This window comes from Olleya sediminilitoris, from assembly GCF_016785945.1.
GTDB classification, from domain to species: Bacteria; Bacteroidota; Bacteroidia; order Flavobacteriales; family Flavobacteriaceae; genus Olleya; species Olleya sediminilitoris.
Map to the genome: position 1 here is coordinate 88,385 of NZ_JAEMEF010000002.1, position 15,315 is coordinate 103,699.

Annotated in this window: 13 protein-coding genes; 9 read left to right on the forward strand and 4 right to left on the reverse strand. The window is 31.1% G+C overall.

All coding sequences use genetic code 11. From position 1 onward, the window contains the following. Nucleotides 1–7 precede the first annotated feature (7 nt). The 3 genes from JAO71_RS02760 to JAO71_RS02770 all read right to left on the reverse strand — a co-directional run bounded on the left by JAO71_RS02760 (nt 8) and on the right by JAO71_RS02770 (nt 2,368). Complete coding sequence (locus JAO71_RS02760; RefSeq protein ID WP_054851234.1) at nt 8–556, reverse strand: carboxymuconolactone decarboxylase family protein; 549 nt, start codon at nt 554–556, stop codon at nt 8–10. Between the two features lie 74 nt (nt 557–630). After that, the gene (locus JAO71_RS02765; RefSeq protein WP_028290982.1) at nt 631–1,194 is read right to left on the reverse strand and encodes a TetR/AcrR family transcriptional regulator; all 564 of its coding nucleotides are present in this window, start codon (nt 1,192–1,194) and stop codon (nt 631–633) included. An 85-nt stretch (nt 1,195–1,279) separates the two neighbouring features. Then, nucleotides 1,280–2,368: a heparan-alpha-glucosaminide N-acetyltransferase domain-containing protein gene (locus JAO71_RS02770; protein WP_202998667.1), complete on the reverse strand. Its 1,089-nt coding sequence runs from the start codon at nt 2,366–2,368 to the stop codon at nt 1,280–1,282. Between the two features lie 65 nt (nt 2,369–2,433). On the opposite strand from JAO71_RS02770, the gene JAO71_RS02775 reads away from it, so the two are divergent. Both JAO71_RS02775 and JAO71_RS02780 read left to right on the forward strand, forming a co-directional pair. Continuing rightward, nucleotides 2,434–3,810, forward strand: coding sequence for an alanine/glycine:cation symporter family protein (locus JAO71_RS02775; RefSeq protein WP_054851232.1), 1,377 nt, complete (start codon nt 2,434–2,436; stop codon nt 3,808–3,810). Between the two features lie 130 nt (nt 3,811–3,940). Then, nucleotides 3,941–5,014, forward strand: coding sequence for a right-handed parallel beta-helix repeat-containing protein (locus JAO71_RS02780; protein WP_054851231.1), 1,074 nt, complete (start codon nt 3,941–3,943; stop codon nt 5,012–5,014). 230 nt (nt 5,015–5,244) lie between these two features. Here JAO71_RS02780 and JAO71_RS02785 read toward each other — a convergent pair whose 3' ends face one another. After that, nucleotides 5,245–6,165: an AraC family transcriptional regulator gene (locus JAO71_RS02785; RefSeq protein ID WP_202998669.1), complete on the reverse strand. Its 921-nt coding sequence runs from the start codon at nt 6,163–6,165 to the stop codon at nt 5,245–5,247. Between the two features lie 173 nt (nt 6,166–6,338). Here JAO71_RS02785 and JAO71_RS02790 point away from each other — a divergent pair, with 173 nt between their 5' ends. The 7 genes from JAO71_RS02790 (at nt 6,339) to JAO71_RS02820 (ending at nt 15,314) form a co-directional block, all read left to right on the forward strand. Then, nucleotides 6,339–7,838 (forward strand): aldehyde dehydrogenase family protein, encoded by a 1,500-nt coding sequence (locus JAO71_RS02790; RefSeq protein ID WP_202998671.1) that lies wholly within the window; start codon nt 6,339–6,341, stop codon nt 7,836–7,838. 68 nt (nt 7,839–7,906) lie between these two features. After that, nucleotides 7,907–8,260, forward strand: coding sequence for a DUF779 domain-containing protein (locus JAO71_RS02795; RefSeq protein ID WP_116822951.1), 354 nt, complete (start codon nt 7,907–7,909; stop codon nt 8,258–8,260). A gap of 161 nt (nt 8,261–8,421) precedes the next feature. Continuing rightward, nucleotides 8,422–8,841 (forward strand): transposase-like zinc-binding domain-containing protein, encoded by a 420-nt coding sequence (locus JAO71_RS02800; RefSeq protein WP_028606281.1) that lies wholly within the window; start codon nt 8,422–8,424, stop codon nt 8,839–8,841. A gap of 106 nt (nt 8,842–8,947) precedes the next feature. Continuing rightward, the gene (locus JAO71_RS02805) at nt 8,948–10,195 is read left to right on the forward strand and encodes a hypothetical protein (protein ID WP_202998673.1); all 1,248 of its coding nucleotides are present in this window, start codon (nt 8,948–8,950) and stop codon (nt 10,193–10,195) included. Nucleotides 10,196–10,207: 12 nt separating this feature from the next. Next, entirely contained in the window at nt 10,208–10,468 is a 261-nt protein-coding gene (locus JAO71_RS02810) for a DUF4212 domain-containing protein (RefSeq protein ID WP_054851225.1), read from the forward strand. Between the two features lie 33 nt (nt 10,469–10,501). Beyond that, the gene (locus tag JAO71_RS02815; protein WP_202998675.1) at nt 10,502–12,268 is read left to right on the forward strand and encodes a sodium:solute symporter family protein; all 1,767 of its coding nucleotides are present in this window, start codon (nt 10,502–10,504) and stop codon (nt 12,266–12,268) included. Nucleotides 12,269–12,623: 355 nt separating this feature from the next. After that, complete coding sequence (locus tag JAO71_RS02820; protein WP_202998677.1) at nt 12,624–15,314, forward strand: sensor histidine kinase; 2,691 nt, start codon at nt 12,624–12,626, stop codon at nt 15,312–15,314. Nucleotide 15,315: the final 1 nt, after the last annotated feature.

A 15,315-nucleotide genomic window follows, 5' to 3' on the forward strand; every position in this document is an offset into this window, starting at 1 on the left:
GATAGTATTATTTTTTCCAAGCAAATTTCTTGAACGCCTCATCTACAGGTGTGTTTGCGATGTGGTTTGTATAATTACTTATTGTTTTTTGAGATAATCCTAAGATGATATCTAAAACGTGTTTTTCTTCATATCCAGCAGCATAAAAAGCATCTAAATCGTCTTGCGAAACATTACCACGATTTCTAACTATTGATAATGTCATAGTACGTAATGCTTCAAGTTTTGAATCTGCTAAAGGTTTTTCGTTACGTAATGCTTCAGTAATATCTGCGTCTACTTTCATCATATGTGCAATACCTGTATGTGCTGGTACACAGTAATGACATGCATGCTCAACATTAATAGCTTGCCAAACTACAGTTAATTCTTCTTCGTTAAATGAAGATTGTGTAAATAACTCGTGTAAGGTTTGGTAGGCTTGTAATAATTGTGGAGAAGCTGCTAAAACTCCGTGTAAACCAGGAATCATTCCGTATGCTTTTTGTGAGTTTTCTAATAATGATTTACTTCCTTCTGGAGCAGTTTCGATGTTGTGAATTTTTAATGTTGTCATAATTTTTGTTTTTATTTAATGTTTTGTTAATCTTTTCTAAACGTTCGTTTAGTTATTGTGTAAAAAAAATGTTTTTATAGGTTTTTAAAAGTCATTTCGATATAATCTTCAATTTCTTGCTTTGTGTTTACTCTAGCTGCTGCAGCTAAACCATGTTTTGCTAATAATAAATAATTAGCTTGTTTGGTTACTGTGTCTTCAGATTTAGAAGGATCCATTTTTAACTTTTCAATAATTATAGATTTTAAATTGTCCATAAATTGATTCATTTGTTTAGTAATGCATTCATCTTGTTTTTCTGAAAACTCATTATAAGTATTAGTTACAAAGCAACCTTTTACTTTGTCGTTTTTAAAACTTGAACTTACAGAATCGTAGAAAAATTGTTTAATATCTTCAATTCCGTCATGCCCTTTTTTTAGTTTTTCTAAAACCTTATTGACATTAGATTGGTAAAGTTTTAAACTTTCTAAAAATAAACCATGTTTATTACCAAAACTAGAATATATCGAAAACTTATTAATGCCCATTGCTTTTTCAAGCATTTGCATAGAAGTAGTTTCATAGCCATTTTTCCAAAAAAGGGTCATTGCTTTTTCGACTACTTCAGTTTCGTTATATTGTTTTGTTCTTGCCATTTTTAATTTCCGTGTAAACGGTAATATCTAATTACTCTGCAAATCTAACCAATCGTTTAGAAATAAAAAAACTATTAACATAACTTTAGTTTTTTAATTTTAAATATAGGTTTCTGATTTTGTTATATAGATAGGTGTTGGTTTTGACATAGTAAAAAGAAATAAAACAAACAACAACAATAAAAAGTAATGCTCCAAAGATAGCTTGCGTAGGGTTTAAGCTTTTGTAAAAAAACTGTTTTAAGCTAACTCCTGTAAAACTACCATATATAATCATAAAATGAATAACGTAAATAGACAGTGTCTTTTGACCAATTTTAGTAATTATAGCTTGTTTTAAATAGGTCTCAAAAGTATAAAACAATCCAAATATTAATAAGACATTGCCTAGTCTACTAAACAAATAATTATAATTGGCACTTTTTGTAAATAATGGTAAATTAAACCAATGGTCTAATGTTTTTAAAATGGCACTGGAATAAAACATTAGTATAACTCCAACAGTATAAAAGCTAATTATTTTAAATGTTTTGTAATTGTTTTTATGTCCATATTTATTAAATAATATCGCTACAAATCCACCAAAAGCGACATAGCCAAACCAAGGGATTATATTAAAAACAGAACCATTTTGTGTGGTAAGGTAATTAACAAATAGTGCTGGAGCATTTTCAATTTTTAAACTTCTGTATAAAGGCTCAGAAACAAAAATAACAAAGCATAATATTAAAAATAGGATAGCTAAAACCCATTCGTTTTTTAAACAGATTTTATATAGCATAATTAATAAGATTAGTGATAATCCAATACATTGTAAAACGTCAACTTGTAAAAAACTCATATTGACTTCACCATACATCAAACTCCAAAACGAAAACCGTAAAGCATAGCCAAGTCCAATTAATAAAAATCCTCGATTTATTCCTTTTTTTATACGTTCAGCATCTGTTTTTTTTGCTTTAGCTTTTAATAATAAATACACAAAAACTAAACCTGTAATTGTAAAAAAAGTAGGAGCAGTAATCCCTCTAAAGTAATTCCAAATATTATAAATAGTGTTATTTGTATCTCTGTAAATTGGATTTAATAAGGTATCAATAAAGTGACCTTGAAGCATCATTAAAATAGCAAATGCACGTACAGCATCAAGAAAAAATAGACGAGTTGGTTTCAATAGATAATAGTTGTTAGTGATGTAAAGATAATGGTTATATTTAAAGTCTAAAACTTTGTGTTTGTATGTACCATAAAATAAACGACTTTATAGCAGATTTTGCCACTTTTGTTTGGGGTTTACCATTATTAATTTTATTAATTGGTGGTGGATTATATCTGCTTATTCTTTCTAGATTTTTACCATTTAGATATCTAGGACATGCCATACAAGTGCTAAGAGGTAAATATGACAATAAGGATGACGAAGGCGAAATCACCCATTTTCAAGCATTAACAACAGCATTATCCTCTACCATTGGTATGGGTAACATTGCAGGAGTGGCAGTTGCTATTTCAATAGGTGGTCCTGGAGCAGTATTTTGGATGTGGATTAGTGCAATTGTAGGTATGTCAACCAAATTTTTTACTTCTAGTCTAGCCATAATGTACAGAGGTAAAGACAGTGCAGGTAACATACAAGGTGGACCAATGTATTTTATAATGGAAGGTTTAGGTAAACAATGGAAACTTTTAGCAGTCTTATTTAGTTTTTGTGGATTGATTGGTGCTTTGCCAGTGTTTAACGTTAACCAATTAACTCAAGCCATAAATGATATTGTTTTAATGCCAAACGGAATTATTGTCAATTTCACCTCCAATTTAATCATTGGACTAATATTAGTAACTATTACATCTATTGTTATTTTAGGTGGTTTAAACAGAATTAGTAAAGTAGCATCCAAATTAGTACCAAGTATGGTATTGCTATATTTTGTGTTGATTCTTATAATTTTATTCGCTAATGCGGAAGTCGTGCCAACGTATTTTAAACTTATTTTTACAGATGCTTTTGCAGCAGAAAATTATAAAGGTGATGCATTTTTAGGTGGTCTTTTAGGCGGATTGATAGTTTTAGGAATCCGAAGAGGTGCGTTTTCAAACGAAGCTGGTATAGGTACAGCACCTTTAGCTCACGGAGCAGCAAAAACCAACGAGCCAATTCGTGAAGGTTTAGTGGCTATGTTAGGACCAGCAATAGACACCTTAATTGTTTGTACACTAACAGCTTTAGCAATTTTAGTTACAGGTGTTTGGCAAACCACAGAGGCTAACGGAGTAAGCTTAACAGCCAATGCTTTTGGAGTAGCAATGCCAACTTTTGGTAGGTATTTATTACTACTATGTATTGTAATTTTTAGTGTATCATCATTATTTTCTTATGCATATTATGGCGGAAAATGTCTGTCGTTTTTAATAGGAGACAAATACAAACACTATTACAACTATTTTTATATTTTAAGTATAATTCTTGGAGCAACAACCTCTCTAGCATTAATGATTAATTTAATTGATGGTGTATTTGCCTTAATGGCAATTCCAACCATGACAGCTACATTAATTCTAGCTCCTAAAGTTTTAAAAGAAGCCAAAGCATATTTTAAAAGGATGAGAGAATCATAAATATAGTTATTAATAATCTAGATTTTTTATGTTAAAATAATAGTTATTAAAAGTTTTTTTTGTTAAATGATCCAAAAAGTAAACTTCATACGTACATAATGTTTAATTAATCCTTTACATTATATTCTGTATGAAACAATTATTTACTTTTCTGTTTTTATTATCATTTGTCAATGGTTTTTCTCAAGTTAAACCCGATTTAACAAATACAGGGACAACTGGTACATTAACAGCATACACAGGAACAACCACAATAACTACAGATAATTTTATTTTGGAGAATGCAATTATTTCAGGTTCTTTAAATATTAAAGCAAATAATGTCACCATTAAAAATTGTTTAATAGAAACTGGTGGTTATTATGGTATACGTTGTAACTACAAAGACTCTAATGGTAATGATTATACTAATTTATTAATAGAAGATTGTGAAATTAGAGGAATGCAAAGTGCAGCTATCTATGGAGATAATTTTATTGCAAGAAGATGTAATATATGGAATAGCGGAAATGACGGATTAAAGCCTGTTAGTAATTTTTTAATTGAGTCCTGCTATATTCACGAGTTAGGTTATGCAGATGGTGCTCATGCAGATGGAGTACAAATGGTAAACGGTGGAAATGGTATTATGAGATGGAATAATTTTGATATGCCTTGGAACAATCCTACTTATGCAAATAGTCAGTGTATTATTATGTCTACTAACGTAGGTACTATAAATAATGTTTTAATTGAAGACAACTGGATTAATGGAGGAGGTTATAGTGTGCAGATAATAGATAAAGGTAATGGTTTAGGTGTTCCTACAAACGTTTCTGTTTTAAATAATTTATTTGGTAGAGACCATGAATTTGGTCCTCAAAGAACAGATGCAGGTGTCGTTTGGCAATGTAATACGTATGAGGATGATGGTGAAGCTATTGGTGAGTGTCCTTCATTAACAGTAGAGAGTTTAACTACTTCTAAAGGAATTAAAATGTATCCAAATCCAGCGTCAGATAATTTAAACTTTAATTTCTCAATTGATTTTTCTGGTATGTTATTTATGTATGATGTAACGGGAAGACAAGTGCTAGAGTTAACACTTGAAAATACTTTAGACAAGACAGTTTCTGTAAATTGTTCAGAATTTATTCCTGGAATGTATTTTGTTAAAATGAATAGTAAAAACAAATCGTATGCTACTAAAGTTCTTATTGAGTAATTAGCTTATGTAAACGATAGGAGAATATTTATTACTGAAGGCTTGATAGCTTGTCAAAGTTTACAATAAGTATCATAAATAATAAAAAGGCTACATATATTTATAACGTAGCCTTTTTTAATTATAATATTATTAAATTTTTAAAAAAGGGTTTTCATGAGTAAATTGTAAGGCTTCTTCTAAACTATTAACTAATAGCGGTTAATCTTTTTTATAACAAAAGAAATAATTTAGCCTTTATTTATCGAAGCTTTAAACTGTTGAGGCGTCATTAGTTCCATTTTTTTAAATTGCCTGTTAAAGTAACTTGTGTTATTAAAACCAGATTTAAAAGCAATTTCTGACATTCTAAAATCTGTAGATTCTTTAATTAATTTTTTAGAAAACTTAATTTTTTCAGAGTTTATATAATCAATAGGAGAGATACCTAAGGTGTTTTTAAATTGCTTATGGAAGTGAGACGTGCTCATGTAGGCTTTTTTAGCCAGTAGGTCTACACTAATATCTTTATTGGTTAAGTTGTCTTTAATAAATTTTATAACGGTTCCAATTCTAGTATCGTGAAAAATATGATTAAGATCATTCATAATTAAAGACTTTGCTTTAGTTTGAAGTAGTCTGACAATCAATTCCTGTATCATCAAATCCAATAAAACGTCCTTAGATTTATTGTTATTGGTAAAAGTATAGGTTAACCTTTCTATTAAATGGTTAACGTCTGTGTTATTTATTAAATGCGAAGTGCTTTGGTCTAAATCCCAACTGTTATTCTCGTTTTCTATGGCTACATGTTGGTTAAATTTTTCGACAACTTCATCAATTTTAAAAGCATCAATGCCTAGGGCTAAACATTGGGTTGGCTGTTGCTTAGTGGCAATAGGAAAATCAATAACCATTTCCTTGTTAGTTGGCATGACTACAGATTCACCTGGAAAAAAATCAAAAGCTTTAAAACCATCTATATGCATAACTTTCTGCCCAGTTAGCATACTTGCTATTATCGGAAAGTTAAAAGTTAATGACACTTTTTCTGCAAAAGCGTGGGTTTCATATATGTTAAGTTCTGCATAATCTGCATTATACGTTGTTCTATTTTCCACTAAAGTGGTCAGTTTTCGGCTACTTTTATGATAATTTAATAAGGACTGCATATTCAATACTACAATAAAATTTGAACATACATTTGTTAATAATAGATATGTTCAAGATTATGATAATTCTGTTCAATATAATTAGAATATGATAAAATAACTTTATCAAAAATAAAGATAATATATTTTTTAAACTAAAAAATTATCTATTCACTAATTTAATAAGAAATTATATGAGTTATTCTAAACCTAAATTTAAAGAAAAATATGGCAATTTTATAAACGGAAAATTTGTTGATCCTATAGATGGTCAATATTTTGAAAATACGTCTCCAATAGACAATAGTTTAATAGCTAAATATCCAAGATCACAAAAAGAAGATGTCGAAATGGCTTTGGATGCAGCCAATGCAGCAAAAGAATCTTGGGGAAACACCTCAGCAACTGAAAGAGCAACGTTGTTAAATAAAGTAGCAGATATTATTGAAGCTAATTTAGAGGAATTTGCTATTATGGAAACCTGTGATAATGGAAAACCTATTCGTGAGACCTTAAACGCAGACTTACCATTATGTGTGGATCATTGGCGTTATTTTGCAGCTTGTATTAGATCTGAAGAAGGTAGTGCAACCGAGTTAGACCAACACACATTATCCATGAATATTAAGGAACCATTAGGTGTGGTTGGACAAATTATTCCTTGGAATTTCCCATTACTAATGTTGTCTTGGAAGTTACCTCCAGCTTTAGTTACAGGAAATTGCGTGGTTTTAAAACCAGCCGAACAAACACCTTCTACAGCGACATTGTTAATGGAAAAAATAGCTGATGTATTTCCTCCAGGAGTTGTAAATATTGTACATGGTTTTGGACCAGAAGCAGGTAAACCTTTGGCATCAAGCTCTAAAGTAGATAAAGTTGCGTTTACAGGCGAAACTACAACAGGACAATTAATCATGCAGTACGCCTCTAAAAATTTAAATCCTGTAACAATGGAATTGGGTGGTAAATCACCAAATGTTTTCTTTAATTCGGTTATGGATCATGACGATGCTTTTTTAGATAAAGCAATTGAAGGTGCTGTTTTATTTGCCTTTAATCAAGGGGAAGTGTGTACCGCACCTTCTAGAATTTTGGTTCAAGAAGATATTTACGATGATTTTATGAAACGTGTGGTTGAAAGAACAAATGCCATAATACAAGATAATCCATTAGATGTAAATACAATGGTTGGTGCACAAGCGTCTAAAGATCAATATGAAAAAATACAATCTTATATAGAAATAGGAAAAGAAGAAGGAGCAAAAGTATTGGCAGGAGGATCTGCTAATAAATTATCCGGTAATTTAGCTGAAGGGTTTTACATCAAACCAACAATATTAGAAGGTAATAATAAAATGCGAGTATTCCAAGAAGAAATTTTTGGGCCAGTCGTTTGTGTTACAAAGTTTAAAGATGAAGCCGAAGCTTTAGAAATTGCTAATGATACACTTTATGGACTCGGAGCAGGAGTATGGACCAGAGATGCACATCAATTATATCAAATACCACGAGCGATTAAAGCTGGTCGTGTATGGGTGAATTGTTATCATTCTTATCCTGCACATGCACCATTTGGTGGTTATAAAAAATCTGGTTTTGGTAGAGAAAACCATGTGATGATGCTTAATTACTATCGTCAAACTAAAAACATGTTAATCTCTTACGATAAAAATAAATTAGGTTTCTTTTAGTAGAAATAAAGTATTAGTATTTAAGGCTGAGTTATTAAGTAATTCAGCCTTTATAATAAATTTAAATTATGAAAAGAGTAGCAATTACACCAAAAGCAGCAAAAGTTTTAGACCAATTAAAAGCAAAGCATGGCGATTTAATTTTTCATCAAAGTGGAGGCTGTTGCGATGGTTCTGCTCCTATGGTATTTGAAAAAGGTGATATGTATTTAGATGAAAGTGATGTTTTGTTAGGAACTTTAAATGATGTTAATTTTTATATGAATCAAGACCAGTTTGAATATTGGAAACACACGCACTTAACAGTAGATGTTACTGAAGGTCGAGGTGCAAGTTTTTCATTGGAAATTCCTTTAGGATTACGTTTTTTAATTCATTCAAGATTATTAACTAAAGATGAAGAAGCGTTTTTTAATGGTTAATACTGTGTAAATCTATTGTTTTTGTTATTTTAATAATTTAAGCTTTAAAAACTAGTGTTATTCACTATTTTAAAGCTTTTTTTGTGGTTAATATTTAAATATTTAACTAATTTATATAATTTTTATTGCTAAAATGATATATTTATGCTAAATTAATATATATGACCGTAGATTTATGTCCCAATTGTGGATCAGACCATTACATTAAAAGTGGAATTGTTAATAATAGACAGCGTTATAAGTGTAAAAAATGCAACTATTTTTTCTCTGTTAATAAGATAGGTAAGAAGATAGACGACTACTACGTTAATAAATCGTTACAATTATACTTAGAAGGATTAACCTATCGAGAAATTGAACGTATTTTAGGGATCTCTCACGTTAGTATCATGAATTGGGTCAAAAAATACAATATCAAACGTCCATATAACTCTAATTATCACCCAACTTATAAGATTTTAAACGCTTCAGAATTAGCAGTTTATTTCAGTAATTCAAAAAATATTAAAGGCGCAGGTGTCGTAGTTACAGAGTTAGGGGATAAGTTTATGTTAATAAAATGGGAGCGTTTTAAAGATTAGTATATTAAATTAACAGATAAATATATTAATTTTCTGTTAACACATTGTTTTTAAGAGCTTAGTAGTGCACACAAAATCAATTAACTACTAATTAATCCCTTAAACAATGAGAAAACATACACTATTATTGGCAGGACTCTTTTTAATGTCCTTTCAGTATATGAAAGCTCAAGGTTCTCTTGATTATGATGGAGGTCTTAAGTTTAAATTTAACGAAGATGGATCTAAATATCTTCGACTTATTTCTTGGGCTCAAGTCCAAGCTAATTACAATACAGATGATACTTTTGATGCTAACGGAAAGGAGAACAGTAAATTAAATTTCAATTTACGTCGCGCTCGTATATTAATGTTTGCACAAATAAACAAAGACTTTTTAATCGTTTCACACTTCGGATTAAACAGTTTAACCAGTTCTACATTAAGTCCAACGGGAAAAGGAGATGGGGCTCAACTCTTTTTTCATGATGTTTGGGCACAGTACAATTTAGGTAAAGACCACACTGTTGGGGGTGGTTTACATTATTTTAATGGAATTTCTAGATTAAATAACCAAAGTACACTTAACATGATGACCTTAGACAACAATCGTCAATCTTGGGCAACCATTGGGTTGTCAGATCAATTTGCACGTCATTTAGGTGTTTTTGCAAAAGGAAAATTTGATAAGCTCCAATATCGTGTTGCTATTAATGATGCATCTGTATCTACTTTAGATGCTCGTACTACTGTTGCAGGAGGAGAAGCAGTGTATAACGGTCGTGCAACTCTAGGTTCTAAAGATGCTGGTAAAACATACGCTGGTTATTTTGATTATAATTTCTTAGATCAAGAATCTAACTTCCTGCCTTATAAAGTAGGTAGTTATTTGGGAGGAAAAAAGATTTTTAATGTTGGAGCGGGTTTCTTTTTACATCCTAAAGGCTCTGTAATAGATACTGGTACAGCATTAACACCAAATTTAGAAGGTGAGGATGTTTCAATCTTTGCTGTGGATGCCTTTTATGATGCTCCAATTGGTGATAACGGAAGCGCAATTACAGCCTATGCAGTGTATCAAAATAGCGATTATGGTAAAAACTATTTGTACAGTGCTTATGGTACAGGAAGTATGATTTACGGTCATGTTGGTTATGTATTTAAAGGTGATGTTGCAAAAACAAGGTTTCAACCTTATATAAGTTATGGCACGCATAGTTATGATGCGGTAAGTGATGACAGATCTACTTTAGGTATTGGTGTAAATGCTTACATGAGTGGGCATAATTCAAAATTAACTTTAGAATATAAAAATCAAGAATTTGGAGCTTTAGATGCAAATACAATTTCGCTTCAAGCTATGATTTATCTATAAAAATTAACAACTATGAGTGATAAACAAAAACACGCATCAGCGTATTGGAAAGAAAATATTAAATATTTAGCAATATTACTTGTCATATGGTTTGCAGTGTCCTTTGGATGCGGAATCTTATTTAGAGAAGAATTAGATCAATTTAGATTAGGTGGTTTTAAACTAGGTTTCTGGTTTGCACAACAAGGCTCAATATACGTATTTGTAATATTAATATTTGTATACGTAAGATTAATGAATAAACTAGATAAAAAATACGGTTTTGACGATTAGTCTTAACTAATAACTTTAAAAAACAATAATATTATGAGTGTACAATTTTGGACATGGTTATTAGTAGGACTTACTTTTGCCTTATATTTTGGAATAGCAATTTGGGCTAGAGCAGGCTCAACTAAAGAATTTTATGTTGCTGGTGGAGGTGTTTCTCCCTTAGCAAATGGTATGGCTACTGCAGCCGATTGGATGAGTGCAGCTTCTTTTATTAGTATGGCTGGTATCATTTCCTTTTCGGGTTATGATGGATCGGTTTACCTTATGGGTTGGACTGGTGGATATGTGCTTTTAGCGCTATTATTAGCACCATATTTAAGAAAATTTGGAAAGTTTACTGTTCCAGATTTTATTGGAGATAGATATTACTCCAATACCGCAAGAACAGTAGCTGTAATCTGTGCATTAATTGTATCGTTTACTTACGTTGCAGGACAAATGCGTGGTGTTGGTATTGTATTTTCTCAATTCTTACAAGTGGATATTAATATAGGTGTGATAATAGGTATGGCTGTGGTTTTAACCTTTGCTTTATTAGGAGGAATGAAAGGTATTACATACACACAAGTGGCTCAGTATTGTGTATTAATATTTGCATTTATGGTGCCTGCATTTTTTATATCAATGCAAATGACAGGAAATATTATTCCGCAAATAGGAATGGGAAGTAAGGTTGAAGGTGGTGCATTTTTACTAGATAAATTAGATACTTTACACACTCAATTAGGTTTTAACGAATATACAAGCGGAACCAAAAGTACTTGGGATGTTTTTGCAATTACCTTAGCATTAATGACAGGTACAGCAGGATTACCGCACGTAATTGTACGTTTTTTCACTGTTCCAAAAGTGAAAGATGCACGTAAATCTGCTGGTTATGCTTTATTTTTAATAGCTATTTTATACACAACAGCTCCTGCAATTGCAGTGTTTTCTAGAACTAATTTAATAGAAACCGTTAGTAATAAAGAATATAAAGAAATTCCAGAATGGTTTAAAAATTGGGAAAATACAGGGTTAATTGCTTGGTCAGATAAAAATGGAGATGGAAAAATTCAATATGTCGCAGGAAATGCTTTGTCAGGTAAAAAACCAGAATATACTGATGCACGAGGAGCAAATGGAGAACGTGTGGTTGCTAATGTAAGTGATGCTTCAAACGAGTTGTATGTTGATAGAGATATAATGGTATTGGCCAACCCAGAGATTGCTAATCTACCTAATTGGGTAATTGGCTTAGTAGCAGCAGGAGGATTGGCAGCAGCATTGTCAACAGCAGCAGGATTATTATTGGTAATTTCGACATCTGTATCTCACGATTTAGTTAAAAAACAACTAAAGCCTGATATTTCTGATAAAGACGAATTAAAAGTGGCTAGAATAGCTATTTTTGTAGCTATCTTAATTGCAGGTTATTTTGGTATTAATCCACCTGGATTTGTAGCTGCAGTCGTCGCGCTAGCATTTGGTTTAGCAGCAGCCTCCTTTTTTCCGGCTATTATTTTGGGTATTTTTGATAAACGTATGAATAGTCAAGGTGCCATCTCTGGTATGGTCGTAGGTATTGTACTAATGCTATTTTACATGATGAAATTTAAACTAAACATGTTTGGTGGTGGTACAAGTGCAGATTGGTGGTTTGGTACCTCTCCAGAAGGATTTGGTACTATTGCAATGTGTGTAAATGTTGTAATATCATTAATCGTTTCTAGATTAACACCAGCTCCTCCTCAAGATGTACAAGATATGGTTGAAAGTATAAGAATTCCTTCAGGAGCAGGAGAAGCTCACGATCATTAAGGCTTTGAGTTCTGTCTGAGTGTTTTTCTGCGAAAGCGAAAAGCATATTGAACTTAATTTAAATTTAGTTAGTTAGGAAGTCAGCATTACATTTTGTAGTGCTGATTTTCTTATATTAGTAACGTTATAAATTTTTTGCTTTCGCGGAAAAGAAATTCCATAAACCAAATGAAAAAAAGACATGAACAAAAGCTAGTAGTATTGTCTATAGCATTATGTTTAATTTTTAATGTTCCATTCATCCTTATTTTTAATTTTGAAGGAGCTCTTTTTGGTATTCCGACTTTATATTTTTCAATATTTTCAATTTGGTTGCTATCCATCGTTATTTCATATATTGTATTAAAACGCCATTATGAATAACTACCTATTAGTAATCATAATTGTAATGTATTTAGCAGTGTTATTTTACATTGCTTTTCTTGCTGAAAAAAAACGACAAAGTAAGTGGGTAAATAATCCATATGTGTATACCTTATCTTTAGCAGTCTATTGTTCTGCTTGGACGTATTATGGTAGTGTTGGTATTGCTGCCAATTCTGGTATAAATTTTTTACCAATCTATTTGGGTCCTATTATAGCAACACCTTTGTGGATTGTTGTACTTAGGAAGATTATTAGGATTTCTAAACAGCATAAAATATCATCTATTGCAGATTTTATTTCATTACGTTATGGTAATAGTCGGTTTCTTGGTGCTTTAGTAACCATAGTTTGTTTATTCGGTACCTTGCCATACATTTCATTACAATTAAAAGCAGTTTCAGAAACTTTCGAAATCATGTCTGACGACACCAGCTATGTTTCCACTACAGTAATAGACGATTCTACATTTTACGTAGCATTATTATTAGCCATATTTGCTACTTTTTTTGGAACACAAAATGCAGATGCTTCTGAAAAACATAAAGGTATTATTGCTACAGTAGCGTTTGAGTCGGTTTTAAAACTAGTGTTTTTTTTAGCAATTGGTATTTATGTGACCTTTTATTTGTTTGATGGTACAACTGATATTTATAACCAAATTTCAGTTACCGAAAACTTTAAACAGCTCACTACACTTAGCGGAATAGAAGATGGTTTTAACTGGTTTTTCTTAATTGGTTTATCCTTTATGGCCATATTTTTATTACCAAGACAATTTCAGGTTTCAGTTTTAGAAAACAATAGAGAAAAGCATTTAAAAAAAGCTATTTGGTTGTTTCCGTTGTATCTTTTATTATTTAATTTGTTTGTTATTTTTATTGCTTGGGCTGGTAAATTAACCTTTGGAGAGACGCAAAACTCAGAGTATTATTCATTATTACTTCCTTTAGAAAACAGAAATTCATTTCTAGCCACACTCGTTTTTTTAGGTGGTTTTTCGGCTGTTATTTCTATGGTTATTGTCTCTACTTTAGCATTGTCTACTATGGTAAGTAACAACTTAATTATACCGTATGGTTTTTTAGAGAAGTTTATAAAAAACCAACCAGAACGAAATTCTAAATACATTAAAAATATTCGTCGTATTTCTATTTTTACCATCATAATAACTGCATATTTCTTTTATGTAATTTTTTCAAAAGAATTATCATTGTATTCTATTGGTTTAATATCATTTGTAATTATATCACAATTAGGACCATCTTTTTTTATTGGTTTATACTGGAATCGTGGGTCGTCTAAAGCAGCAACAATTGGTATATTGGTTGGTTTTTTTATAGCAATATATACTTTGATATTACCATTTACATTACAAGTCTATACTGGAACAGATAATTTTACACAATTTGGGTTGTTTGGTATTTCAGCTTTAAAACCTTACGCTTTATTTGGTATCGATTTTTTAAGTCCACCTGCACATGCTTTTTTCTGGAGTATGACGTTTAACATCATGAGTTATTTAGTGTTTTCATTAACCTCAAAAGGAAATTACCGAGAACGTAATTATGCAGAGATGTTTGTAGATAGCAACAATTTTACAACGCTTCAGGATAGTGCATTGGTCTGGAAAGGAGAAGCCCATGTGGCAGATATTAAAAATGTTTTGATTCGTTTTTTAGGTGAAAAACGAGCCACTCGAGCATTAAAAATTTTCTTTACAAAATATAAGTTGCCTCAAGACACCCAATTAGCAGACGCAAGATTAATTAATTTTTCAGAAAAATTACTAACAGGAAGTATTGGTTCGGCTTCAGCCAAAATATTAATTGCAAGCGTTGTTAAAGAAGAACAAATAAGTCTGGTAGAAGTATTAAAAATTTTAGAAGAGTCTAAAGAAAACATTGTTAGCAATAAGGTACTACTAGAAAAGTCTAATGAATTATCTAAACTGTCTTCAAAATTAAAAGATGCTAATGAAGAGTTACTAACCAAAGACAAACAAAAAGACGAGTTTTTAGACACAGTAGCACACGAACTTAAAACACCAATTACAGGTATTAGGGCAGCTACAGAGCTTTTGATGGATGAAGACGATGAGATGCCAAAAGACATTAAAGCTCAGTTTTTAAAAAATATACTACAAGATTCAGATCGTTTAGGACGTTTGATACATAATATTCTTGATTTTGAAAAACTAGAAACTGGTCGTTTACATTTAGATATGCAGTATCAAGATCTTCAAAAAACTATAACTAAAGCCATTAGTAGTATCTCGCAAATTGCTAGTAAAAAAGAAGTGAAAATAATTAATAATAATCGTCATAGTTTTAAAACTAATTATGACGAGGATCGTATCCTGCAAGTATTAACCAATTTACTGTCTAATGCTATAAAATTTTGTAATCCTAAAACTGGACAAATTATCGTTGATTTAAAGTTAGGTAATGCTTTAGTCGAAATTTCTGTAAGCGATAATGGTAAAGGGATTCCAGAGGAAGATCAGGATTATATTTTCGATAAATTTTACCAGTCTAAACATCAAAATACTATTAAGCCAGAAGGTAGCGGATTAGGTTTAGCAATAACAAAACAAATAGTAGAAAAGCATAACGGGAAAATTTGGGTAAAAAAGGACGTTAAAAAAGGAGCAACATTTGTTTTTACCATACCTTTTAAGTAAA

Coding starts and splice junctions, on each gene's coding strand:
- JAO71_RS02760 (WP_054851234.1), bottom strand. CDS start 556: ATGACAACATTAAAAATTCACAACATCGAAACTGCTCCAGAAGGAAGT.
- JAO71_RS02765 (WP_028290982.1), bottom strand. CDS start 1,194: ATGGCAAGAACAAAACAATATAACGAAACTGAAGTAGTCGAAAAAGCA.
- JAO71_RS02775 (WP_054851232.1), top strand. CDS start 2,434: ATGTACCATAAAATAAACGACTTTATAGCAGATTTTGCCACTTTTGTT.
- JAO71_RS02780 (WP_054851231.1), top strand. CDS start 3,941: ATGAAACAATTATTTACTTTTCTGTTTTTATTATCATTTGTCAATGGT.
- JAO71_RS02785 (WP_202998669.1), bottom strand. CDS start 6,165: ATGCAGTCCTTATTAAATTATCATAAAAGTAGCCGAAAACTGACCACT.
- JAO71_RS02790 (WP_202998671.1), top strand. CDS start 6,339: ATGAGTTATTCTAAACCTAAATTTAAAGAAAAATATGGCAATTTTATA.
- JAO71_RS02795 (WP_116822951.1), top strand. CDS start 7,907: ATGAAAAGAGTAGCAATTACACCAAAAGCAGCAAAAGTTTTAGACCAA.
- JAO71_RS02800 (WP_028606281.1), top strand. CDS start 8,422: ATGACCGTAGATTTATGTCCCAATTGTGGATCAGACCATTACATTAAA.
- JAO71_RS02805 (WP_202998673.1), top strand. CDS start 8,948: ATGAGAAAACATACACTATTATTGGCAGGACTCTTTTTAATGTCCTTT.
- JAO71_RS02810 (WP_054851225.1), top strand. CDS start 10,208: ATGAGTGATAAACAAAAACACGCATCAGCGTATTGGAAAGAAAATATT.
- JAO71_RS02815 (WP_202998675.1), top strand. CDS start 10,502: ATGAGTGTACAATTTTGGACATGGTTATTAGTAGGACTTACTTTTGCC.
- JAO71_RS02820 (WP_202998677.1), top strand. CDS start 12,624: ATGAATAACTACCTATTAGTAATCATAATTGTAATGTATTTAGCAGTG.